Annotated in this window: 20 protein-coding genes; 10 read left to right on the forward strand and 10 right to left on the reverse strand. The window is 46.5% G+C overall.

Going from position 1 to position 22,991, the window contains the following annotated elements; all coding sequences use genetic code 11:
* The first annotated feature begins 1 nt into the window (after position 1).
* Positions 2-1,144 carry a hypothetical protein gene (locus tag Undi14_RS04700; RefSeq protein WP_200178313.1) on the forward strand — a complete coding sequence of 381 codons (1,143 nt, stop codon included), beginning with the start codon at positions 2-4 and terminating at the stop codon, positions 1,142-1,144.
* Between the two features lie 205 nt (positions 1,145-1,349).
* Here Undi14_RS04700 and Undi14_RS04705 read toward each other — a convergent pair whose 3' ends face one another.
* From Undi14_RS04705 to Undi14_RS04715, 3 genes are all read right to left on the reverse strand, one after another.
* Positions 1,350-1,979 carry a retron system putative HNH endonuclease gene (locus Undi14_RS04705; RefSeq protein ID WP_200178314.1) on the reverse strand — a complete coding sequence of 210 codons (630 nt, stop codon included), beginning with the start codon at positions 1,977-1,979 and terminating at the stop codon, positions 1,350-1,352.
* A complete protein-coding gene (locus tag Undi14_RS04710; RefSeq protein ID WP_200178316.1) occupies positions 1,966-3,303 on the reverse strand; it encodes an AAA family ATPase in 1,338 nt (445 codons plus the stop codon). Before Undi14_RS04710 ends, Undi14_RS04705 begins: the two co-directional genes overlap by 14 nt.
* Positions 3,304-3,558: 255 nt before the next feature.
* On the reverse strand, positions 3,559-4,758 hold the full coding sequence (locus Undi14_RS04715; protein ID WP_200178319.1) for a site-specific integrase: 1,200 nt from the start codon (positions 4,756-4,758) through the stop codon (positions 3,559-3,561).
* A 345-nt stretch (positions 4,759-5,103) separates the two neighbouring features.
* On the opposite strand from Undi14_RS04715, the gene Undi14_RS04720 reads away from it, so the two are divergent.
* From Undi14_RS04720 to Undi14_RS04735, 4 genes are all read left to right on the forward strand, one after another.
* On the forward strand, positions 5,104-6,369 hold the full coding sequence (locus Undi14_RS04720; RefSeq protein WP_200178321.1) for an integrase arm-type DNA-binding domain-containing protein: 1,266 nt from the start codon (positions 5,104-5,106) through the stop codon (positions 6,367-6,369).
* 9 nt (positions 6,370-6,378) lie between these two features.
* On the forward strand, positions 6,379-6,981 hold the full coding sequence (locus tag Undi14_RS04725; RefSeq protein WP_200178323.1) for a hypothetical protein: 603 nt from the start codon (positions 6,379-6,381) through the stop codon (positions 6,979-6,981).
* A gap of 143 nt (positions 6,982-7,124) precedes the next feature.
* The gene (locus Undi14_RS04730) at positions 7,125-7,376 is read left to right on the forward strand and encodes an AlpA family transcriptional regulator (RefSeq protein ID WP_200178327.1); all 252 of its coding nucleotides are present in this window, start codon (positions 7,125-7,127) and stop codon (positions 7,374-7,376) included.
* Positions 7,377-7,386: 10 nt separating this feature from the next.
* Positions 7,387-9,138 (forward strand): DUF927 domain-containing protein, encoded by a 1,752-nt coding sequence (locus Undi14_RS04735; protein WP_200178329.1) that lies wholly within the window; start codon positions 7,387-7,389, stop codon positions 9,136-9,138.
* 391 nt (positions 9,139-9,529) lie between these two features.
* On the opposite strand, the gene Undi14_RS04740 is transcribed toward Undi14_RS04735, so the two are convergent.
* The 6 genes from Undi14_RS04740 to Undi14_RS04765 form a co-directional block, all read right to left on the reverse strand.
* Positions 9,530-10,663 carry a hypothetical protein gene (locus Undi14_RS04740; protein WP_200178330.1) on the reverse strand — a complete coding sequence of 378 codons (1,134 nt, stop codon included), beginning with the start codon at positions 10,661-10,663 and terminating at the stop codon, positions 9,530-9,532.
* Positions 10,664-10,773: 110 nt separating this feature from the next.
* The gene (locus Undi14_RS04745) at positions 10,774-11,889 is read right to left on the reverse strand and encodes a PIN domain-containing protein (protein WP_200178332.1); all 1,116 of its coding nucleotides are present in this window, start codon (positions 11,887-11,889) and stop codon (positions 10,774-10,776) included.
* 83 nt (positions 11,890-11,972) lie between these two features.
* Positions 11,973-12,467, reverse strand: coding sequence for a hypothetical protein (locus Undi14_RS04750; RefSeq protein ID WP_200178334.1), 495 nt, complete (start codon positions 12,465-12,467; stop codon positions 11,973-11,975).
* Between the two features lie 974 nt (positions 12,468-13,441).
* Entirely contained in the window at positions 13,442-13,774 is a 333-nt protein-coding gene (locus tag Undi14_RS04755) for a low molecular weight protein tyrosine phosphatase family protein (RefSeq protein ID WP_200178336.1), read from the reverse strand.
* Between the two features lie 345 nt (positions 13,775-14,119).
* Complete coding sequence (locus Undi14_RS04760; RefSeq protein ID WP_200178338.1) at positions 14,120-14,482, reverse strand: GFA family protein; 363 nt, start codon at positions 14,480-14,482, stop codon at positions 14,120-14,122.
* 221 nt (positions 14,483-14,703) lie between these two features.
* A complete protein-coding gene (locus tag Undi14_RS04765; protein WP_200178340.1) occupies positions 14,704-15,186 on the reverse strand; it encodes a carboxymuconolactone decarboxylase family protein in 483 nt (160 codons plus the stop codon).
* A 58-nt stretch (positions 15,187-15,244) separates the two neighbouring features.
* Here Undi14_RS04765 and Undi14_RS04770 point away from each other — a divergent pair, with 58 nt between their 5' ends.
* Both Undi14_RS04770 and Undi14_RS04775 read left to right on the forward strand, forming a co-directional pair.
* Entirely contained in the window at positions 15,245-15,727 is a 483-nt protein-coding gene (locus tag Undi14_RS04770) for a MarR family winged helix-turn-helix transcriptional regulator (protein WP_200178350.1), read from the forward strand.
* Between the two features lie 245 nt (positions 15,728-15,972).
* Entirely contained in the window at positions 15,973-17,841 is a 1,869-nt protein-coding gene (locus tag Undi14_RS04775) for an AI-2E family transporter (protein WP_200178352.1), read from the forward strand.
* Between the two features lie 166 nt (positions 17,842-18,007).
* On the opposite strand, the gene Undi14_RS04780 is transcribed toward Undi14_RS04775, so the two are convergent.
* Positions 18,008-19,588 (reverse strand): isocitrate lyase, encoded by a 1,581-nt coding sequence (locus Undi14_RS04780; RefSeq protein WP_200178354.1) that lies wholly within the window; start codon positions 19,586-19,588, stop codon positions 18,008-18,010.
* Between the two features lie 421 nt (positions 19,589-20,009).
* Here Undi14_RS04780 and Undi14_RS04785 point away from each other — a divergent pair, with 421 nt between their 5' ends.
* The 3 genes from Undi14_RS04785 (at position 20,010) to Undi14_RS04795 (ending at position 22,858) form a co-directional block, all read left to right on the forward strand.
* The gene (locus Undi14_RS04785) at positions 20,010-21,152 is read left to right on the forward strand and encodes a glycosyltransferase family 9 protein (RefSeq protein ID WP_200178356.1); all 1,143 of its coding nucleotides are present in this window, start codon (positions 20,010-20,012) and stop codon (positions 21,150-21,152) included.
* Positions 21,153-21,384: 232 nt separating this feature from the next.
* Positions 21,385-22,038 carry a DUF4272 domain-containing protein gene (locus Undi14_RS04790; RefSeq protein ID WP_200178358.1) on the forward strand — a complete coding sequence of 218 codons (654 nt, stop codon included), beginning with the start codon at positions 21,385-21,387 and terminating at the stop codon, positions 22,036-22,038.
* 109 nt (positions 22,039-22,147) lie between these two features.
* Positions 22,148-22,858: a tetratricopeptide repeat protein gene (locus Undi14_RS04795; RefSeq protein WP_200178360.1), complete on the forward strand. Its 711-nt coding sequence runs from the start codon at positions 22,148-22,150 to the stop codon at positions 22,856-22,858.
* Positions 22,859-22,991: the final 133 nt, after the last annotated feature.

Consider the following 22,991-nt stretch of genomic DNA (forward strand, 5'->3'; position numbering starts at 1 on the left):
AATGTCTGAAACAATTAAGGAAAAAGTGGATGCTGATAACTGGCTTCCGTACGGAGAGCAACTACGGATACTGCTTGGGAGCGATCACATCTCATATGGCGAGGTAGCAACGGTATTGCGTGGAAAAGGAGTTTTTTGCTCTAATACGGAAAAAAGTAACACAATTCCAATTCTTTCGACGTCGATTCTCCGCCCATTTGAGTTCGTTTCTTTGCTCGAAGCCTCTATATCAAGAGAAACTCGTCCTAAAGAACAACCACAGGATATAAAACTCGCGTCCGATAGCGCAAACTGGCAAAACAGCGTAAAAGCATTAGCCGGAGAGCTCGTAGGCCTCGTTCATCTAGACGGAATTCCAGGCGTTACTTTCGCATCTAACCCTTCAGTATCATTTAGCGGCCCCAACAGCGCAGCTATCGAATACGCGATTAATAGGACAGACTACAGTCAAGATCTACTGGGGCGAGATCTCAATTTTTTTGCGAAGATCCTGATTGAGCAGAAGGCTGGCTCGCTGACTCTCAAAATTTTGTCTCAACACTCCTCGAAGGAAACGGGAAAAATAAACGATCAGCTTGTGAGGTCATTGACACAGAAATTCAAGATTGACGGAGTTAGTGATAACAGTGAACCAAGAAAGATATTATTTAAGTCGTTCGACAACAAGAACAGGATCCTATTCTTGCTAAAGTTAGCGGCGGAGTTTGGTGTCAATAAGGGTCTTGGAATAATCGTCGACGTGAACATCCGCAGAAACGAATTCAAAGAAGCGCTACCTGACGATCCCGGGATCAAGTGGATGGAAGGAACAATGCGGAATCTTAAGATAGACGGCGACAAGCTAAACGATATCTCAATATTCTCGTCAGAGGACTATTTTGAATACTTCTTCATTACGAAGCTAGTAGTGGAATACGAATTCGAGATAGCCCAGAATTCCGGGACGTGTACGCTGATATATAGCTTTGACAAGACACGCAATTTTGCGAGAATAATGAGTGCTCCATTCACCTACTCAATAGACAAATTTACCATTAAAGGAAACACAAGTTCAAAAGTTTCAAATTCAGTGAAAAACGAGCTCGCCGCAAAAATACGCTCAAAGATAGATGATCTGTTCGCCGAACTGATGATCAAAGACTAGTTTGCCCAAGGAATTTCTTCGAATTGCTAAGTTAAAGGGAAGGGGGGAGTAGATTTTTGCAAAATTGATAAGTATAGATAAATACTTATATAAAATTTGGTAATGGGGCTCGCGTCAATTATGGGGCATATCTAGTAAAGTCGCCCCATACTTCGCTCTTTAGACAAGCCTAGTCACAACTACATATATAAACTTTAACTCATTCTCACCAGTTGCTTAAAATATTAACCAAAACTGGCGAAAATGCTCCAAGCTTGCCATCAATTGGTTGTTTCAAATCATCAATTATCATTTGAATCAATGCAACATCGTCTTCAATTTTAAGTTGCATTGGATCTCCATAACTCGACCAAATCAAAGTTGCAACTAACTGTTTTCGTTTTTCAATCAGAGCTTTGTTGTTTTCTTCAGTGTCGCCTAAATTCAATACCCGAATTACTTCTTTGGCGTTTTCACTTAGTCCCTCGACTCTACCGCTAAGTTTAAAACGTAACTCTGCTTCACATTCGGGCATTAGCGGCGTAATTGGTAGCGGTTGTGATTTATGAGAAGCATCGCACTGTCTAGGTGTTTTACAACTTGCAATAATATTACTAAAGTCAAGCGTACGATTAGGAGCCAAACTTTGAGCTTCAACATGCTCGTTCATCGTATCGTCTTTTTTACCCGTGATCGACTGGCAGCAATATGCGCACAGATAAAATTGCTCCCTTGTACAAGCTTGGCGTATGTCTTGCCTTTCATCTGATGATAATTCCGCATATTTACCATTAGGATGGTTTCTTTTGAACGCACTCAGGCTTGCTGGTTCGATACCTTTATTAATTCTTCTCACTACGCAACTCCTCCTTGCGCAACAACAATCGAGCTTTCGTCAGCTCCAAATTCTGCTGAGGCAATTCTGTTTCCAATTGAGCTATCATATTCCGAGCAAAATCAAATTTTTTACCTTGTATCAAATCGAACAGTTCGTTCAATCTCTTAGAAACAGAGGCATTGCGAATATGGGTATCCATCACGTCTAGTAGCACGGTGTTTGCATCCTGTCCATATTGTGAGGGCACTTGGGTTATTTCGCCGTTGTCGAGCGCATAGACCAGCACATCCTTACAATCGCTAATTACCAGCGGTGAGTGTGTTGTCAGTACAAATTGGCAATTAGGAAAGGTTGTCGTTAAGCGCTCAATAATGTTTCGGGCCCATTGCGGATGTAAGTGCATGTCAACCTCATCTATCAACACTACTCCATCGCCATGTAATGGATTCTCTAATGCAGGATTCATCATCGCTAAGCGCCGGGCAATATCCCCAACCAAGGCCATAAGAGATTTCTCCCCCTGAGATAGCTGTAAAACATTCAGAGTTTCACCTTGCTTATCGATTGACATATGTAATCGAGGCTTGCGTCTCACCTTCAAATCCTTAAAGCCCGGCATAAAATTCGAAATTGCGCTACGAACCGCAGTCAATTGCCGATCCTTTGCAGATGCATTTAATTTTTGCAACTCTTTCCAAACAACACCATTGCTATTTTTTTCGAAGACTTCTTTTAGATGATCGAGTACCTCATTCGGAATGGCAGACTCATTTTCGGAATCTTCCCGCTCTCGAAACCATTCGAAAAAACGACGAAAATCAACACCTTGATTTAACGAATTATCGTAACCATCCAGCTGCAAAAATGAATGCTTTTCCTTAATTTTCAGTGGGATATCCAGCACGACTCGTTCCACGGGGTAAAAAGCAACCAAAGGTAAGCTACTATGTTCATCGTTAGTTAAGGTAGTGCGATATTCATCTGCCAATTTAGATGCATCGTTTAACTGCGATATATGTTCCCCCTTTCTACCTGAACGAGATTTGGCTAAAGTCCACTGATAATCGATCTTATTATGCAATGTGATACTGATCGCAGCAGAAGGCTTACCATTCAATATGACCTCTTCAGGAATGGGACTACCTGCTGCTTTATCACTGTGTACACGAGCAACAAGCCAACTAAGTGACGTTGCCAAAGCTTTTAGAATCGACGTTTTTCCAGCACCATTATTGCCAATCAATACGGTTACATTTGAATTAATCGATTGAGTTGGGGCAAAATCAACTTCCAATGAACGGAATCGCCCTAAATTATCGAGCTTTAGTCGCTTTATCTCCATGATGTTCCTTTAATTCAGTATGGCATCAACCTCCTAATCACAGATTAGGCATTGTGGAATGTTCATATAAGGACATTTCCTGCTTCAAACCGTTCGCCTATTATCCAAAGTGATTAGATTTAGTGGTCAATTGCACTAAAACTTACACATTGGAGAAGTGTGACATAGTGACGGCATACTTGTCAGTAGTGGTAAGTTGATATTGCGTAGAACAGTGTCATCAAGGGCAATAACGGCGGTAACCAAAATAATTATTCATTTTACCTTGCGCATAAAATCCGCCCACGCTGCCATTAATGGCCTCCGTTGTTCTAGCAGGTCGGTACGATGATAGGCGGCCTCAACTTTGTTTTGCACCATATGCGCCAATGCGCGCTCAGCCAAGTCACGAGCGTAGCCATGTTCACTGCACCAATCTCTGAAACTAGAACGAAAACCATGCGCTGTCGCACATCGATTAGCGGTATCACTTTTCGCTTCCACTCTACGCAAAAAACTGGTCAACACCATATCGGAGAGTTCTTTCTGATCACGCGGTGAAGGAAAGACTAATTGCTCATGTCTTCCTTGCTGAACCTTGAGAATATTCAAAGCACGATTTGATAACGGTACACGATGCTGCAATTGCGCTTTCATCCGCTCTGCTGGAATCGTCCAAATCGCATTTTCAAAATCGACTTCGTTCCACTGCATACCCCGAACCTCTCCAGATCGAGCCGCTGTTAAAATCAAAAATTCGAGCATGGTACGCGTCACATCATAGCAATCGTCAGTATGTAGCACTGTGCTAACAAATGCGGGAATATCCTGCCACGGCATTGCTGGCTGATGCTGAGTACGTGTCGTTTTACCAATTTGCTGAGGCAATAGCAAATGCACGACGTCGACCGGATTCGAACGGCAGTATTCATGCGCCCAACCCCAAGCCATCACTGCATGCACACGCTGTTTTAAGCGACTCGCTGTTTCAGTTTTTTCTAGCCAAATAGGTCGTAAAGTATCTGCAATATGCCGTGGCTGTATCTGATCGAGCGGCAAAGTACCAATGAATGGGAACGCATATTGGGTCAACGTATTAATCCATTGTTGGCTGTGTTTGGCATTTTTCCAGCCAGGTGATAACTCTTTATGTAGGATTTCTGCTGCTACTTGAAAAGTCGGGATTAATCGTACGTTATGAACCTTCGCTTTCTCTTCCAAAGGATCAATGCCTTGTCCGATTTTCTCACGCATTTGCAGTGCAACTTTCGCAACCTGAGCAATGCCAACATCTGGATAACTTCCCAAACCAGCATTGCGACGCTTTCCGGTAATGGGGCTGACGAATCGCAATACCCACTTCCCAAAACCCTTCGAGTTCGAAGGAACTAATGAGAGTCCAACTACGCCTCCGTGTGGCAGTATGCCAGAGTCAGGTTTAATGTTTCTAGCTTTTGCATCAGTAAGAATAGCCATAGTCGATGAATGTGATTAAATAAAATTGGTATGCCATTCAGTATGCCATTTTATCCGGATATAGATAGATTTAATTGGACGAATTTGGAATATATTTTTATATAAGCTATTGAATTAAATAGATAAATAAAATTAAATTGGAAATGATTGGATAAATTTCAGGCAGTCCCCTTCTCCGCCAAGAATTAGTTTTTTAAGATTCAAAGATGTTCAAAAACCCGCTTCTAGCCCAGTGCTGATGCGGGTTTTTTGTTTATTTAGCGTTTTTAACGTTTATTGACATCCTAGACATTTAGAGCCATGCTTGGAGCCATGAAGTAACCACTTAACTTCCATGGCTCCAAAATGCCAAAATTAGCGACTCCTCTCACGGATGTGCAGGTTCGCAACGCGAAACCTAAAGACAAACCTTATAAGTTATCGGATGGCGGCGGGATGTATCTGGAGGTGATGCCGTCCGGTACTCGAACGTGGCGCATGAATTTCGTGCAAGCCAGCGGCAAGAAAAATCGCTTAACGTTTGGGCAATATCCAGAAACCAGCTTACTGGAAGCCCGAGAAAAACGCACCGCAGCAAAGAAACTACTCAATAGCGGCATTGATCCCGCCGAAGCCCGCGATAACGACAAGGCGGCACGTTCTGAGAACGCAAATAATACGTTTGAGAAGTTAGCGCGGGAATGGCATACCAATAAAATCCCGACATGGCGCGGCAGTACCGCAAAAGATACCTTGCGTCGTCTTGAGATTGATATCTTCCCGCAAATTGGCTCCATGCCGATTGCATCAATTACCCACCAGCAAATGATTGCCGCCTTACGCAAAGTTGAATCGCGCGGCGCCGTCGAGATCGCCCACCGATTGAAAGCGACCTGTGCCCGTATCTTCAGCTACGCGAATCAGCAAGGCATAGAAAACCGCAATCCAGCGCAAGATTTAAAGGATGTACTGAAACCTGTGAAGGCCGGACATTTTGCGGCGATATCCACCGATGAATTACCGGCGTTTCTGGCAGCGATGAATCAAAACGATGCACGCCTGTTTAAACCGACCCGCATTGCCTTGCGTTTGATGATGCTGTTATTTGTGCGTACCAGCGAATTAATTACCACGCCATGGAGCGAAATCGATCTGGAAAAAGGCGAATGGATCATTCCTTGGCAACGCATGAAGCGCGGCAAATTAACCATCAATCCAGATAAAACCAATCATCACGTTTGCCTGTCGCGCCAAGCTTTGGAGCTATTGCGCGAGTTGCATACGCTGACAGGTGGTGGTGTGTATTTATTCCCGAACCAACGCGACCATGAAAAGCCCATGAGCAATGGCGCAATTCTGATGGCATTACGGCGCATGGGTTATCAGAACAAAATGACCGGCCACGGCTTTAGAGCCTTAGCGATGAGTACCATCAAAGAGCAATTAGGGTATCGGCATGAAGTCGTGGACAGACAATTAGCTCACGCACAGAAAGATAAAATCGCCAGCGCCTACGACCGCGCCATTTTCTTAGAAGAGCGTAAAAAGATGATGCAAGACTGGGCGGATTACATCGACCAAATTGCAGCCAATAAAATAGTTCCGCCCAAATTCACTCAACACGCCGCCTGAGCTGACAAGATGACGACTCCCAATATTCCTAACGAAACGACGTTCTTCACTCTTCAAGAGCCAAGCTGGGAGTATTGGTCACAGCAAAAACAAGCAAGACTTTGGGAAGCAGTCGCCTTGGCTTGCAATCTTGATCCGTTTCAATTCACGAATTTCGGATTGCCCAATCTGGACAAGGTATTTGCACGAACGCCAGCGCAATTTAACGATCTACTGAATCAAGCCAAAGTGAATCTTGGTAATCCTTTGTTAAAACCGATTGCGTACAGCAAAGACGGATCAGAAGAAAGCGAAATAGAACTCGCTAAATTTGGTGCATGGCTTAAATCGATGCGCTATCCGTTGCCAGAGCTATTTCCTTGGCAGGATCAGGCGTTATCCCCCCTTTCCAGAGAATGGCCGTGGGGAGAACACGAAACCAAGCTATTGCGACATCTGGCAGCAGCAGCGAATCGGTTTTGGAAGAATTACGACGCGGCTGATCCGACGACTGCCCCCACCAATAAAGAAGTGGTCGACTGGCTGGTGGAGAACGGTGTCGCAAATCGAACCGCATCAGTGATGGCGACGATACTCCGTGCTGATGGCCTCTCAACCGGCCCAAGAAAATAGTTAACAGCGCCCACTAAAACCCAATACTGGTGCGGGTTTCAGGCTAAATTATGACGAGTTAACGCAGTTAACTGCGCCTATTCGCGCTGTTCGTCAAAAGGTGTAATGGCTCCATGTTCAACAACGCCCAAAGGGGTACTAACATGGTTCAAACTATTCTAAGACTTCCGGCAGTCAAAGCCGAATCCGGTGCATCGCGCTCCACTATCTATCTACGCATCAAGCAAGGTTTGTGGACAAAACCCGTCAAGCTTGGCTTGCGTGCCATTGGCTGGCCTTCCAATGAAGTGGCAGCACTCCTTCAGGCGCGTATCGCCGGATTTGACGATCAGAGCATTCGCGCCTTGGTCGTCAAACTAGAAGAAGCACGTGCCAGCGCCTTCAAAACCATCTGAGGAGCGATTTATGCAAATCGATGATGAATGCGTTGCAGATGTATCTAAGCCAGTTCAGCAAGAGGCTGTGAGTCGCTTTAAATATGGTGGCGGACAATTCGAGGTTTCTTCAAAAGGCGTTTTCTTTTTTGGTACGGATAAAGACGGTAATGAGCAAAAGCCACGCTGGATTTGCGCTCCGCTTTACGTGATTGCCAAAACACGCGACGAAAGAAGCAGTGAATGGGGACGTCTGCTCGAATGGAAAGATGACGACGATCAGATACACCAATGGGCGATGCCACTCGATAACTTAGAAGGCGACGGCGCAGAGGTGCGGCGGGAATTAGCGAATCGAGGTTTGCATATCTCGCCCAATCAAACCGAACGGGCACTGCTATCGGCTTATATTAAAGTCGCCAATATCAAAGCCAGAGCGCTATGTGTCCAGCGCTTAGGATGGCATGGCAATGTCTTTATTACCCCTGCGGGAGCCATTGGCAAATCAGATGAAATCATGGTGTTCCAGAATACACAATCCGTTGAGCCAGCGTTTTCAACGTCAGGGAGCATCGCAGAATGGCGCAATTCGGTTGCCGCTTTAGCGCAAGGGAATTCAAGACTGATGTTTGCGACTTCCATCGCATTTGCAGGCGCGTTGGCAGAAATCGCTAATGAAGATTCTGGCGGCTTCCATTTGCGCGGCATGTCATCTTCCGGCAAATCCACTGCGCTCACCATGGCAGCATCCGTCTGGGGCAAACCTGTCAAGTACATCTGTCTGTGGCGCTCCACATTGAATGGCATGGAAGGACTGGCAGCACTGCACAATGACGGCTTATTGATCTTAGACGAAATCGGACAAGTTGATCCTACCGTTGCAGGCGATACGGCTTACCTGTTGGCGAACGGCCAAGGCAAAACCAGAGCAAGCCGCAATGGTGTCGCCAAACCTGCGCAAAAGTGGCGGCTGATTTTTTTGAGTTCAGGTGAAGAACCGTTAAGCGCAATCATGGCCAGAGCCGGAAAGAAATCAACAGCGGGGCAAGAAATCCGGCTGGCGGATATCGAAGCCGATGCAGGGCGGGATATGGGGATATTTGAAGCATTGCATGGCCGCTCCAGTCCCGCTGAATTTGCCAAAGAAATCAAAGACAGGACATCTCAGTATTATGGTGCTACTGGTCAGGCGTGGTTAGAACAACTCACCGCCAACCGCGATCAGCTACATAGAGATGTGAATGACCGAATCAATTTGTTTATACGTCAGGTGGTTCCCAATGGATCAGCAGGTCAAGTTGAGCGGGTAGCGCGGCGCTTTGCACTGGTTGCCGTAGCAGGCGAACTGGCGACCGAATGTGGCCTGACGGGCTGGAATACTGGCGATGCAACGACAGCAGCAAAAACCTGCTTTATATCGTGGCTGGAAAATTTCGGCGGTAATGGCAACCGCGAAGAACGTGCGATTCTTGCGCAAGTCAGATCCTTCTTTGAAACCCATGGAGCAAGCCGGTTTGAAGATATCCGAGTCACCGACGAACAACGGGTTCCGCATCGTGCTGGATTCTTCAGAACCACGTCAGACAACATCAGAGAATTTATTGTGTTGCCTGAAGTCTTTCGCAATGAAATCTGCCAAGACAAAGATGAAAAGCTGGTGAAAAAAGTGTTGATCAAAGCAGGCATCCTGAACCCTGCTGAAAACGGCCAACCATCGCAAAATATCCGGCTTCCAACCTTCGGATCAGTCAAAGCGTATGTGCTTAAATATCAAAGCGAGTAGCGTCTGCTTTAAAAAATCAGTAACGGCGGTAACGCTGGTAACAAACCAAGGGTGAAGGATTTCACCCTTTTTGTTTTTGGTCTAGCGGTTTTAGATATACCTGCCGATGATTTTGCGTTTGCCTAGCCCTAGGTGTGCCTAGGCATAGGGCTAGACGCGCCTAGGGGTGTCTATGGGTATGTATATGCCTAGATCTAGCGCATACATATCTATGGGTACGTGTCTGTAGTGATAGCTATAGTCATCCCTAGACGTATGCATAGGCTGATGGATTGATAGGGCTAAGGGACGAGTTGCCGTTACCGGTGTTACCAACGTTACCAATAATTGCAATAACGTCCAAAGTCACCGTCCTGCGCGGCTTTTCGCGCAGGTCACGTGGACTGCAGGGTTAGCCGTTTTTGACATCGTCAGCATGAATGTAGCCCCATAGATGATAGCCATCGCCAAAGTGACTGACGTGCCAGTACATTGCGTCGCTCTTCAACCCAAGGACGCGGTAATCGGTGTCAATGCGAACCAGACTAGGAGGTGAGGTTGCGACAACTTTCGATGCCTTATCCGCACTCTCAAATACGGACACTTCCTCCCTACGCAACTCGAGGAAGTAGCTCCGATGTCCGCGACTCTTCACTGCTTTACGGGCAGTGTGTAACCCGAGGACGATGTCTACTGCCGTCGAGAAGATGTACTCGATCTTGTCAGCGAGAAACTCGGCGTCTAGTTTGTCAAAGTCTTCTTTGACCACCCATTGTTCATCAGGTGCTCTATATATTTCCGGTGTTAATCGCCACAGATTCCAATATGCCGTAGGGTCAACACCATCCTTCAATAAATCCTGATCAAGCTTGCTGTGGTCAAGCACGATGAAATCAGTCGGGTTATGGACGTTCTGTTGTATGTATTCCGTATTTCTCGCAAAGTACGGGGAGTCACTAAAACCACCTAACAACCCAAGTGACTTGCCATCCTTGAACTTTGTAATGTCGTACCGCCACTCAATCTCAAGATAAAGGGCCTTTCGACACGCGATAGAGCAGGCGCTGTGGTCGCCAGTATCAAGAGCAGCTCTTGCCTCAAGCAAAGCATTCTTCGAATTGCTGTCCTCAAGCAAATCGATTGCACTCACCGTGGAAAAGACGACACCAAGAATGGACAGTGAGACTTCCTCGAAGAACTCGCGAAGAGAAACTGCGAGCCTTTCGCATTCATCCCGCGCAGGCTGAATGCCGTAGTGTTTTGAATCGACGCGAATCCTATTTAGACGCAACAACTTCGTCTTAAACGGCAGTTCTTTAGGTGCAATTCGCTCATCGATCAGGACAAAATACTTATCGAACTTGGTGTTCTGATCGACTGCGGCGCCGACGTGATCGGCTATGGCAACAAGGAAGGCCTCAGCGGCATCCTGCAACAGATTCGCAGCGGCAAACAAATGTAGATCGTTATTGGATCGAAGGCTTGAAATTGCTAGCTGGTTCAAGTGCCTTGCGAGAGCAATACGGCGAACTGTTTCGATGTCCATAGGTAATTGCTGAAAACGGCTAACGCAAAAGTGAGGCGAGCCGCGAAATGCAGCTCACTCGAAGGAATAACAGTATCACGGCTTCACTCTCGACTGCCTTGTTATGCTTGTTACTCGTCAATATTAAATTCTGGTTCCAGAGTTCCAAAGTGAATGCTCTTTATTGTCTTAACGATTTCAACGTCATCAATTTCTAGCTCTTCAATTGGCCCATCAAGATTACCTACTATTGTTATAAGTATCGCTGATTCAAATTCTTTTTTGACCTTAGCAACAACGGCGTCGATGTACACATAGTCGTCGTCTATTGGGTCGTGAACAGACAACGAGAACTCTCCCTCAACCTCAACTGTTATCGCGGCCTTCGCCTCAAGGACAATATATTCGTCATCACTCTCGATGATTCTGAATTCATTAGATGTAAAGTAGAAACTATCAAACCATCCATTACTACCCTCTGGTTCCCAATGAAGATACGAATCAGCATCCTGGTCAGGTGTAAAGCCATCAAGAACAGAACTTAAACGGGAAGCTACGCCATCTAAAAATTGATGCGCGATACCGCTCTTTAGCTCTGCTTCCAGTCTCGATAAGAATGCGTATGGTGCATTCGCCTTATTGAAGAAAGCCAAACCATCAGATAGATCGCTGATACAAACCAGCCGTTTGGACTCTTCGCAATATCGACTCCAGTCGGGATCTTGAGCTATCGCAAGAACTGATTTGTCATTTAATTCTGCCCACAATTCAATCGCCATCAAAGTGATGGCGTCTGGAAACTCGTTTTTCTTCTTTCCAGACTCCGAAAATGGTGCTTTATTTGAGAAATACTGCTTGAGCAAGTCCGAAATATTCAGATGCTCAGCGCACTCGACTCTGAGAGCACCTGTGCTTTCAATGAAGCTCTCCAGCCTTGATTCGGCAAGTCCCTCAATTTCCTTGCTATCAAGTAGTAGAGCTTTCGCATCAGTTAGTGTGCTGCCGTCGAAGAACAAATGGTCGCCGGCTTCATTAATAGATTTTTCTAGGGCGCTTCTCGACTCTCGGATTTTTTTCTCAAGGTGAGTTTTTATTTCTCCGAAAATGACATCTGGCATTAGGAATACAACAGGACTTCTCTTGAATTGAGTGAGCTTCCCGAGTAATCCTTTCTCAAGACGGAGGCCATTTCCATCAAAGATAGATGTGTCTATAAGCAGCGCTTCGTATTTCACTTCTTCGCTCAACGGGGACTCCTAACCGGATGCATAACGTTTGATATAAGGCGCGCGCTTTAGCGCGTCCCGCTTGATGGATTGGTTAGGGTGCATTAGCTACCAAGTAATGAAATTGCACCACCTGCAATAGCAGTAACCATTGGATGCTCAATGAATTTTTTTAGAATACCTTTTGCCTCAGATTTTTCTTCGGGTGTTGCTTGGCTTGCATCAATAGCTCGAACAATTTCTTGAACGTGGTGGGATATATTTTGTTGGTTATTGTCGCCAACGATGATATTCGACGAACCAGTAATGTTTATTGATTTGTTTTGCACAAACTCTACCTTTATGTCTGGAGTGGCAACTCCCTCAACTACGTCAATACCGAATGCGGAAATTTTTCCCATTCCAAAAGATACGCCACCAAATTTTTTAATTGTCTTCCATGTAATAAGCCTATGCTCACCTAGCTGCTCACTAATTGCACAAATATCTTCAATTGATATCTGTTGTTGAAAGTCTTTTTCATTAGGTGTAAACATCGCCTCTCTGCGTTTGTCATAGTAATTCTGAAGAACGATGCCACGTAATTCTGTATCTTTCATTTAGCCTCCATAATTAGAACCCTAACGTGATTTAATTTTCATTTTGAAAAATTAACCGGCAACAAAAAAAGGATTGTCGGTTTCTTTTCTCTTGAAACCCTTATTGCTTCTAGTTCAAATCGGTTATACCTCAAAAATATTGGTGATAACCAAATCGACAAAAGGAGCGTAGAGATTAATTTACATTTTATCAATTTAATTTGTAAAATGAAAATCATTTTCAAATGTCCGCCCCCGCTTCAATGCAAACTGTTGCGATAGTCAATTGACCGATAGTTTTACGATTTCTGATATTGGACGGATTTTTGTTACGACTTGCGACCTCTAATTAAGTTTTTTATTAAGGAGCTTAAAATTCAATCAAAAATGAAATATTTGTCATAAGAAGGTTAAATGTAATTAAATTTTGTCAATTTCTAAAAATATCTTCTCAACGATTTTGGTCGCCTGACGTTCAAGGAAACAACATACAACTGCAACAGAACTTAGAGTGAGCAAATTTTTGGAGCCATGCTTGGAGCCATATAACTATAAAAAATAATAAACTATGTTTATTTATAAGGCTTTCAGAAGAAGATTTGACTTCCCCCTTCGAATTAGAAAAGCCCTAGATTTTTTCAAGGGCTTTTTCTTTTGGTTTCACGGGTATTGCCCTGCCGTTCCTCTGCGGATTTATTCTGCGTTTTTATAAAAAAGCAGCTAGCTCTCCAAGCCCCGACCTGCCCGTTACATAACTCATTTGATGATCCCAAGCCCAGATCAGCATCGCAAAGCACGCACGCTTTACGACCAAATAGCCCTGCTAAGACTAAGACCAAACCATCGCTCATTGATAATTCGAAGACGATAGCTACCTAAGTCTGGGCACGTAGGTCAATTTGAGATGCAGGGATGTAAAAAATGTGGCTGACGGCAAAGCTAAGTCACGTTGAAAACGTGTCGACACGATTAAGCTAAATTAAGCAATTAAAGCACTAGCCCTGATGAGGAAGAAACGCATCAACTTTTGCATGGAGCAAATCAATGAGCTTTGAATCCATGAACTTGTAGTTGTCTGGGATGTTCAGACAGATCACCCGCTTACCAAGAAGGTGCGACCGAAATTCACTGGATAGCTTCGTCTTATGCTTTCGCTCCATTACAAAGATCAATTCAGCCCACTCCACGAGTTCGGGTGTCAGTGGATTCTCAGCGTCGCGATTAAGGCCAGCCGAAGCGCACTCGATGCCAGGATAATCAGAATAGATCTGTTCAGCAGTCGGGCTGCGCCAGCGGTTCATGCTGCAGATAAAGAGAACACGTTGCAAAGTTTTTAGAGTCCTGAGGTTTAACACGAGGGCATCAAAGAGCTATTTCCGTTGAATGCTGATCTCGAAACAATGGGTCAATTTTAAGTCAGGTAGCTGCAAGCTCAAAATCGCTCGCTCATTCCCATCATTTATATAAAAAAAGGGGAGTATGTGCCAAAAATGCCTTATTCTCAGCAGAAAATAAGGGGCTTTAAATATACTCCCCCCAGTATTTTCAGACGCGCTAAGCACAAAAAATGCATGTCGCAAGCGTTTTACGATGCCTGCGCTATGGATGTAGCGGTGAATAATACGATGCGCTAAAGCTGCGTGCGCAGTTGTGTCGGCAGATTGGGCTCTGGTTTACAACATGGCGGCGCCGACCGCCTGACGCACGGGGATGTCCGTTGGGTCAAAGCCTTCGAGGCAATGGACGTTGATGCCGAGGTTGTCTGGCGTCACCCGTTTGCGGTGGAATGGATAGATGCCGCAGACTTTGCAAAAGAAGTGTCGCGCGGTTTTGGTGTGGAACTGATACTCGGTGAGCGAATCCTCACCTGCCAGCAATTGAAATTGACTTTCATGTACTTTGACCATCAGCGCATTTTTACGGCGGCAGATGCTGCAGTCGCACATCGTCAGTTCTGGAAAATCTGTTTCGATCTGAAAGCGCACGGCACCACAGTGGCAACTTCCAAGATATTTTTGCATAGGGCGTATATTCATTTCACTGTGACTCCTTGATGGCGAAGGCTTAGCTGCATTGGTTCTTGCTGTGACTGCGGCACGCTGACCGACGATAAGCAGCGCCAGCCGCTGATGAAGCGCGTGACTATTTCACAGCACGACGAATCTGCCGACATTCTCATTCCACGATGAAGTGCATCCGATGCAAACAGTGGCGATAAATGCGCAGACATTTTCTCAAATTTCTTAAAATCCTAAAATTAACGCGCCGCTGAACTGGCAGGAAAAGGCGGCGTAAACTGTAAAGCGCCAGCGATGCGATTCCACGCATTAATGGCACCGATCGCGGCAGTCAGAAAAGCGATTTCGGTCGGGCTGAACGAGGCAGCCAATTCCGCATACACCTCCGTTGCGATGTGCTGTTGCGACATCAAAGTCAGCGCTTCCGTCCATGCCAGTGCGGCACATTCACGGGCAGAGTAAATTTCCGTATCCCGCCACGCCGCCAGCAAATCAATTTTTTGCTGAGGCAACTCTATTTTGCGCGCCAGATTTAAATGAAACTGCAGGCAGAATGCGCAGCCATTCATCTGCGATGCTCTTAGTTTGATGAGTTCAGTCAGCGATTTTTCCAAGCCGGATTCATCAATAGCTTTACCCAACTGGCTCAGCGCCGCGATCACGCCCGGCGCTGTTTTTTCATAGGATGACCAGTCAAATCCACGCTGCGTTAGTGTTGTCATATCGGGAGCAAAAGAGTTAATATAAGAATTCGAACAATAATATACGAGTTCTTACATCATGCGCAAGACGCGACTGCACAGCACATCCATTCCCGCAATAGGCGAAGGCAAACGCGGCGAAGACGGCCACATTGGCTACCTGCTCAGGCAGGCACATGCGGCTCACAGAATCAGAATGGAGAAAACCTTACAAGCCATGGGCGTGACGCTGCCTCAGTTTTCGGTGCTGACGATGCTGGCGGCATATCCCGATGCGTCGGGTGCCGAGCTCGCGCGGCTCTCGTTACTGACACCGCAAACAATGAGTGTGATTATCGGCAATCTGGAGCGGGCAGAAATCGTTTCTCGATCACCGCATGCAGAACATGGACGGATACAAATTATTCAGATGACCCCTGCTGGTCGGCGTTTACTAAAGCACTGCAAAGCAGCCGTCAGTGCCGCTGAAAAAGAGTTACTGGCCGACGTTTGTGCGGAAAACGAAACCGTTATCCGTCAATGGCTGGTCGCGGTCGCCAAACGTCTCGATAATATGACGTGATCAGTCTTCGGGCGTTCGGGCTCGACTTATATCATCGCCCATATTCACCACCCACATCTCATTAGTATCCATTCATCGTCGTTCGTCATCGTTTATCTCTCGCCGCAGATTGCGCCGCAAACGCCTTTCAGCGCTGCAAATTTTTTTATGTCACACTGACAATGCTGCGCCATTCGGTGCTGGTTTAAATATAATCGCTACTCCGTCTCTTTACCGTTTTGCGATTGCCTCTTCCGGATTAACACATGCCTAATTCCCCTTCTGTTGCAAGATCAACCGCGACTTCGCTGGTCAGTCTTATTTGCGTTCTGGCTCTGCTGCATTTTGGACGAGAGGTGCTGGAACCTATCGTACTGGCATCAATACTGAGCCTGATCATCGCACCGCTGATACGCAGCTTGCGACGCTTGGGCATGGGGCGTGTGACAGCTACCTTCAGTGCAGTCATTTTTATCGGTGCCGGTATCATCGGCATCGGTGCGGTTCTGACCTCGCAGTTAGTCAGTGTCACTACAGAAATTCCGCAATATCGCGCGGCGATTCAATCCAAGCTGGCAATGGTGCGGCAGATCACTGAGCGACCATTTGCGCACATAGAAGCGGAAATGAAGGCGGTGTCATCAAATAGCTTCCCGTCAGCAGATCCGGCGATGCAAAACGAGAGGACTTTACCGTCCGGGCAAAACCTGCCAATTCCTGTAGAAATCCGCACACCGCAACCAACCACAACGGAAACGATTACACGTTTGCTGTCGTCCATTTCCGGGCCAGTCGGTGAGGCGTTTCTGGTATTGGTGCTGCTGATATTTATCCTGCTTGATCATGAATCTTTACGCGACCGGGCGATACGCCTGACAGGGCAAAGCGAAGTTGGCCGCACGATCAAGGCGCTGGGGGATGCGACGGAAGGCGTCTCGCGTTTTTTCTTTTCGCAATTTCTGGTCAACACCGCATTCGCTATTATCGTCGCCCTCGCCTTGTGGGCAGCGGGTGTGCCGCATGCCTTTCTGTTTGGCGCATTGAGTGGCTTATTGCGTTTTATTCCTTATCTGGGTGCATTAATTGCTGGCGGCATGATTACGCTATTTGTCGCAGCAATCGATCCCGGTTGGACTCTGGCGATCGTCTGTATGGCCTTTTTCGGCGCGATCGAAGTGTTGGTAGCGAACTGGGTGGAGCCCAAAGTTTATGGACACAGTTCTGGCCTGTCACCGCTGGCCGTGATGGTATCGGCCTTATTCTGGGGGGCACTGTGGGGGCCGATTGGTCTGCTGCTGTCAACGCCGCTGACTTTATGTCTGGTCGTTGCCGGGCGTCATGTCAGCGCGCTGGAACCGATCACGATATTGTTTGCGGACACGCCGAACGTGGACGAGGCACATCGTTTTTTCCATCGTTTACTGGCCGCAGATACCGATGCCATCGTGACCGATGCGCAAGTGTTTTTGCGTAAATTCAGCTTTGCTAAATATTGTGATCACATCCTGATTCCGGGACTTTCCCTCGGAGCGCATGATTTCGAAAATGGATTGCTGGAGAAAACGCAGCAAAATAAAATTCGCACAACGATTGCCACACTTGCTGAAACGGTCAGTCAGGCATCCTATGGTGACGATAAAAATCGTAAGCGACGTGCCGTTTCCATGCTGGATGCCAATGTCGGCGCGCATTTACGACAGATGCGTAAAAAGCGCCTGGGTCGCTGGCAAGGCTCACTGAATGTGCCATCACGTTCGGTCGTTTTATGCGCGGGTTTTGACAGCGAACGCGATGACTTGCTGAGCGAGCTGTTCGTAATGGCACTACGGGAAGTGAACATCGACGCGCGTAGTTTTTCTTTTGGCGATCATCATGAAGATCCGGGGGAAGACGGGGCAAATATCGTCTCAACGGTATTTATCACCTATCCGCTTGCGTCCACACTTGCAGACTGGATTCCCATTGTGAATGAGCTTCGCAGCAATCTTCCACATGCGCTGATCGTGACTATTCGCCTGCTCTCTGAAGACAATCTGGCAGAACAATCGGCGGTGAATAAACATGTCGATATGGTGCTACGCTCATTTGAAGAAGGTCTGGCATTCGTCGCACCAGACAGAGTACCGTTACATTAAGTGGTCATCTGGCGTCTGCGTTGACGCTGGCATCAGTGTTTGCGTTTAGAACGCGAATGCCGACCTCAGATATCGGTTTCCCATAGAAAAACCCTGAAAACTGCCAAGCAATTTTCAGGGTTTATTTTATGAACATGGTGAGCCTGAGGCTCACCATGCAGTTTTATCAGAACTGATTCATTGTGTTGTCTTTACCAGCTGCCTTCAATGCAGCTTCACCGCTGAAATAATCTTTGTGATCATCGCCGATGTCGGAACCGGACATGTTCTGATGTTTCACGCAAGCGATACCCTGACGGATTTCTTTACGCTGAACGCCAGCAACATAACCCAGCATACCTTGGTCGCCGAAGTATTCTTTAGCCAGATTGTCAGTGGACAAGGCAGCAGTATGGTAAGTCGGCAAAGTGATCAGGTGATGGAAAATACCTGCTTCGCGGGCTGCATCAGCCTGGAATGTACGGATTTTTTCATCAGCAGTGATCGCCAGTTCTGTATTGTCATAGTCAACGCTCATCAGCTTAGTGCGATCGTAGGCAGATACGTCTTTGCCTGCTGCTTGCATGCTGTCAAATACTTGTTGACGGAAGTTCAGTGTCCAGTTGAATGATGGGCTGTTGTTGTAAACCAGCTTCGCATTTGGAATCACTTTACGAATTTCGCTGACCATGCCGCCGATCTGAGCGATATGTGGTTTTTCAGTTTCGATCCACAACAAGTCTGCGCCGTTTTGCAGAGATGTGATGCAATCGAGTACGCAACGCTCTTCACCTGTACCGGCACGGAACTGGAACAAGTTACTTGGCAGACGTTTAGGACGCAGCAGTTTGCCATCACGTTTGATCACAACGTCACCATTTGCCATGGAATCAGTCGATACTTCTTCAACGTCAAGGAAGGAGTTGTATTTGTCGCCCAGATCGCCAGGTTCACGTGTCACAGCGATTTGTTTCGTCAGACCAGCACCCAGAGAGTCAGTACGTGCAACGATAATGCCGTCATCCACGCCGAGTTCCAGGAATGCGTAACGAATCGCACGGATTTTCGCGAGGAAATCTTCGTGAGGAACAGTGACTTTACCATCCTGGTGACCGCATTGTTTTTCATCCGAAACCTGATTTTCAACCTGGATACAGCATGCACCGGCTTCGATGAACTGTTTCGCCAACAGGTAAGTCGCTTCAGCGTTACCGAAACCAGCATCGATATCAGCGATGATAGGCACTACGTGCGTCACATGGTTATCGATCTGGTCTTGAATCGCTTGTTTGGCAGCGCCTTCAGCAGCATCGAGTTGACGGAACAAACCGCCCAGTTCACGTGCATCAGCCTGACGCAGGAAAGTGTAGAGTTCTCTGATCAGATCGGAAACAGCAGTTTTTTCATGCATGGACTGATCTGGCAATGGGCCAAATTCAGAACGCAATGCAGCAACCATCCAGCCAGACAGGTATAAGTAACGACGATCAGTGCTGTTGAAGTGTTTCTTGATAGAAATCATCTTCTGTTGACCGATGAAACCGTGCCAGCAACCCAGAGACTGAGTGTATTTGGAAGGATCGGCATCGTAATTAGCCATATCCTGACGCATGATTTTCGCAGTGTAGCGTGCGATATCCAGGCCAGTTTTGAATTTGTTCTGAGCACGCATACGTGCAGCGGATTCAGGGTTGATCGCGTTCCAGGCACTACCTTGTTTGTCTTTGAGTCCGGCAACGGCTTTGATGTCGTCTTGATACTGTGACATGTGAATCTCCTAGAGAGGTAAAAAAATTAACGAAGCAATATCGTGTGCCGCCCTATCTGTTCAGAATCGAACCGGTAAAACAGCAGGTTGAAGCAAAACTGTATGGGTTAATGATAGACCATTTCGGAAACCAAGCCAACTCTTATATAAGACATATAACTTAATTTTTTTCTTTTATATTCAATAAGTTAAATTCATATTTTTGCTATATGAAATACATTTTCAGAAAATGAGATAAAATATCCTTCGCAATTACAGCGTTAATTTCACACTATGGAATTCCATTTCGCATTAGATGCTTCACTGCTTAAGCACAATCGCGAATATGTTTTCCTGTCAGCAACGGAACCAAATTTCCGTATCTGTGTCAAACTGTAACCAAGTCAGTACAATTCCATCTTCTGAAAAGCACCACCCTTTCATGTCCACGCAACAAATTCCCGCTGATTTACTCAAAAAAACAAAAAAAATATTATTCGTCGCGCCGCTCGCCATTGGCGACTTCAGCTATTTACAAAATTCTTTTAAGGCATTTTCACAGGCATATCCGCATATCGAAATGCATTTGTGGGTGGATGAGTTACGCCGCACCCGCGATGAACGCCAATGGCCATTTCTGGAAAAATATGCGCTATATGACTGGGTCAGCGACTGTGATTTGTTCCGCAAGGTTTATCGCCGTACTTACAACCCGACATTGCTGGCAGAAAGTATTCAGGAAGCGAAAGATGAAGAATATCCCATCGTTGTTTCACTCTCCATTCTGCGTCCTCAGCACTATGCTTCGCTGGCGCGCAAACTCAGTCCGCAAGGGTATATCGCTGGAATCAAACAACCGGTCAGCCTGCTGAAGCTGCATCATCTTTTTGCCTACAAAAAATTAGATGCCACGATTCTGGAAAACCGCTTTCAAGGTCAGCAAGTGCACATCAGCACGATCTATGCAGACTGGTTTAACCAGGCGTTTGGAATCGAGAGCAAAGAAGAAGACTTATTCCCGTATGTGAACATTCCAAAACAGTGGCTGCAGCAAGCGCGCTTTCAATTGGAAGAATGGGGCTTCGATAAAACCAAATGCAAAGTGGTATTCATTAATCCGTTTGCCAAGATTAATAAGCGTTGCTGGCCGCTGGCAAAAGTCGCCGGATTAATTAAAGCCATGCAAGCAATGAAAGCCTGGCGTGGCGCATGTTTCGTCGTCAGCGCGCCGCCAGAAAAGCTGGCACAAACTCAGGCGGCCTTAAAAGAATACAATCTGAAAAATACCCAGTTTTTCTCAGCGCAAGAAAATTTCTTTCAACTACCGGCAATGCTGAGCTGGTGCGACTTAATCATTTCTGTTGAGACCGCTGTGATGCATCTTGCCAATGCAGTACATGTGCCCGTGATTGCGCTGATGCGTCAAAAAAATCCTGAATGGGCGCCGTTCGATCAGATTCATAGCAAAGTGATTACCTCGAATCACCGTCATGACTGGGTTGATGCCATCAGTGTCGACAATGTGATTGAGCAATTGAGTCACTGCGTAAAGCCGGAGATACAAGAAGAAGCACTCGCCTTTTGATAGGCTATAACAATCCGCTGACAGAGGTCTTATCAGATCAAATTAGATCTGATAACGTTTAATCTCACCCATTTTTCTGCTTCCATAAATTTGCGTACTGAGTCGCAAATCATGGATGACATGCTGATTTCCGGCGTCCAGCTTGATGAAAATTAATTTCATCCGGAGAGCAAGATGAGGAATATCCGCCCGCCACTGTTACAATCTCAGACCTTTTTTATCTCTGTCTGTTATGAAATCTCCGGAACTGCGAAAAGAGTTGTCAGAACTGACGCTGCACAAACGTGGCATACGCATCAATCTGCAATTACCGCTCATCGAGAGTGAAGATGAAATTCAACTGCGCAGCAATGAAGACGTTTTTCAACGTCTGATCGCACTGACTTCCATCTGGCACTTACAGAATGCGCAACAACGGGCGACGGTGCTTGATGTCATTCACACGCAGCAGATCAATTCGTATTTTTCCGAAGGTGAACGCCAACTCATGCGGAAGCATTCAGTTGGTCCCGCGATGCCAGCCCCGGAGTTATCCGCAGACGCATTGCATTTTCTGGCCTGGTGTTGCGGCATACAAAAAACCATAGGTATGCCTGATGGTTGTTATAAAGAGGCGATCGCAGAACCGTTGTGGCAACAAATTGCCAGTCACCCGGACAATCTGCGATCACAAATCCATCTGCGTTCAAAGTCCGTATTACTTGACTGGGCAGATCTGCTGTATCGCATGCACTGGGCAGTACGCCACGCCCACATCACTGGCAAGCCAACCCCGGGCCGCCTGGATGCCGTGGCTGTACATGAATGGCACAAAGTGGTGAACTGGTTGATTCGATACGATGATGAAAATGACTGGGATAAGGTCAGCACAGAAACGGCGGGCTGAATTCTGGTTATGTGAAGGATTTTTAAATCTGGCCGCAAAGGCAAAATAAAAGCGACTAGAATAGCTCATCCTTATCCGCTATTTTTTTCCGTTACCTCAAGGCTTGCATATGAATTCGCGCCCTTTCAAGCACCTCGTTGCACTCTTCGTCATCACGCTATCAGGATTCACGTTGCAAAGTGTCTGCGCCGGTGATTTCGAGGATGGTGTCGCTTTGTATGAGCAACAGGAATTTACCGAAGCCGCTAAAGCATTTCAGTCCGCAGCAAACAAAGGCAACGCTGATGCCCAATTTAACCTTGGGCTGATGTATCTGAACGGCGAAGGTATAGAGCAAGACTATCAAAAAGCACGCGCACTGTTTCAGCAATCGGCGGAACAAAATAATGTCCGGGCGCAAGTCAATCTGGCGCGTATGTATGCAAAAGCCAAAGGCGTTGCACCAGACTACAAGACCGCCGTTATCTGGTTCACAAAAGCAGCAGAACTCGGTTACGCCGACGCACAATACAGCCTTGGTGTTTTATATGTGAATGGCCAGGGCGCGCCGCTCAATTACACAAAAGCCCGCGAACTGTTTGAACTCGCTGCCGAGCAGAATAATGCCAGTGCACAATACCAGCTCGGCCTCATGTACTTCAAGGGAAAAGGTCTTCGCATTGATCTGACGGAAGCCTATAAATGGCTGACGCTCGCCGGAGACTACGATGACGCGGCGCTCTATCGCGACTACGTCGCAAAAAAAATGAGTAAAGATCAGATCGAGGAAGCACAAGCGCTGGCGGACGATTGGAAACCAAAAGACGGCGCTAAAAAGTAAGCGCCGCCAGCAATTTATTCAATGCTCTGACTGCCCATCTTTCCTTCGCAAAGTTTAGCGTCATCGTCAGCTACGCCGATTAATTAAACAGAAAAGAAGCGGTTCCTTGATCGTCAACGCCGCCTATACCTGT

Origin of the sequence: Undibacterium sp. 14-3-2 (genome assembly GCF_016595265.1) — a bacterium.
In the GTDB taxonomy this organism is placed as follows: domain Bacteria; phylum Pseudomonadota; class Gammaproteobacteria; order Burkholderiales; family Burkholderiaceae_D; genus Undibacterium; species Undibacterium aquatile.

Coding starts and splice junctions, on each gene's coding strand:
- Undi14_RS04700 (WP_200178313.1), top strand. CDS start 2: ATGTCTGAAACAATTAAGGAAAAAGTGGATGCTGATAACTGGCTTCCG.
- Undi14_RS04710 (WP_200178316.1), bottom strand. CDS start 3,303: ATGGAGATAAAGCGACTAAAGCTCGATAATTTAGGGCGATTCCGTTCA.
- Undi14_RS04715 (WP_200178319.1), bottom strand. CDS start 4,758: ATGGCTATTCTTACTGATGCAAAAGCTAGAAACATTAAACCTGACTCT.
- Undi14_RS04720 (WP_200178321.1), top strand. CDS start 5,104: ATGCCAAAATTAGCGACTCCTCTCACGGATGTGCAGGTTCGCAACGCG.
- Undi14_RS04725 (WP_200178323.1), top strand. CDS start 6,379: ATGACGACTCCCAATATTCCTAACGAAACGACGTTCTTCACTCTTCAA.
- Undi14_RS04730 (WP_200178327.1), top strand. CDS start 7,125: ATGGTTCAAACTATTCTAAGACTTCCGGCAGTCAAAGCCGAATCCGGT.
- Undi14_RS04735 (WP_200178329.1), top strand. CDS start 7,387: ATGCAAATCGATGATGAATGCGTTGCAGATGTATCTAAGCCAGTTCAG.
- Undi14_RS04740 (WP_200178330.1), bottom strand. CDS start 10,663: ATGGACATCGAAACAGTTCGCCGTATTGCTCTCGCAAGGCACTTGAAC.
- Undi14_RS04750 (WP_200178334.1), bottom strand. CDS start 12,467: ATGAAAGATACAGAATTACGTGGCATCGTTCTTCAGAATTACTATGAC.
- Undi14_RS04760 (WP_200178338.1), bottom strand. CDS start 14,482: ATGAATATACGCCCTATGCAAAAATATCTTGGAAGTTGCCACTGTGGT.
- Undi14_RS04765 (WP_200178340.1), bottom strand. CDS start 15,186: ATGACAACACTAACGCAGCGTGGATTTGACTGGTCATCCTATGAAAAA.
- Undi14_RS04770 (WP_200178350.1), top strand. CDS start 15,245: ATGCGCAAGACGCGACTGCACAGCACATCCATTCCCGCAATAGGCGAA.
- Undi14_RS04775 (WP_200178352.1), top strand. CDS start 15,973: ATGCCTAATTCCCCTTCTGTTGCAAGATCAACCGCGACTTCGCTGGTC.
- Undi14_RS04780 (WP_200178354.1), bottom strand. CDS start 19,588: ATGTCACAGTATCAAGACGACATCAAAGCCGTTGCCGGACTCAAAGAC.
- Undi14_RS04785 (WP_200178356.1), top strand. CDS start 20,010: ATGTCCACGCAACAAATTCCCGCTGATTTACTCAAAAAAACAAAAAAA.
- Undi14_RS04790 (WP_200178358.1), top strand. CDS start 21,385: ATGAAATCTCCGGAACTGCGAAAAGAGTTGTCAGAACTGACGCTGCAC.
- Undi14_RS04795 (WP_200178360.1), top strand. CDS start 22,148: ATGAATTCGCGCCCTTTCAAGCACCTCGTTGCACTCTTCGTCATCACG.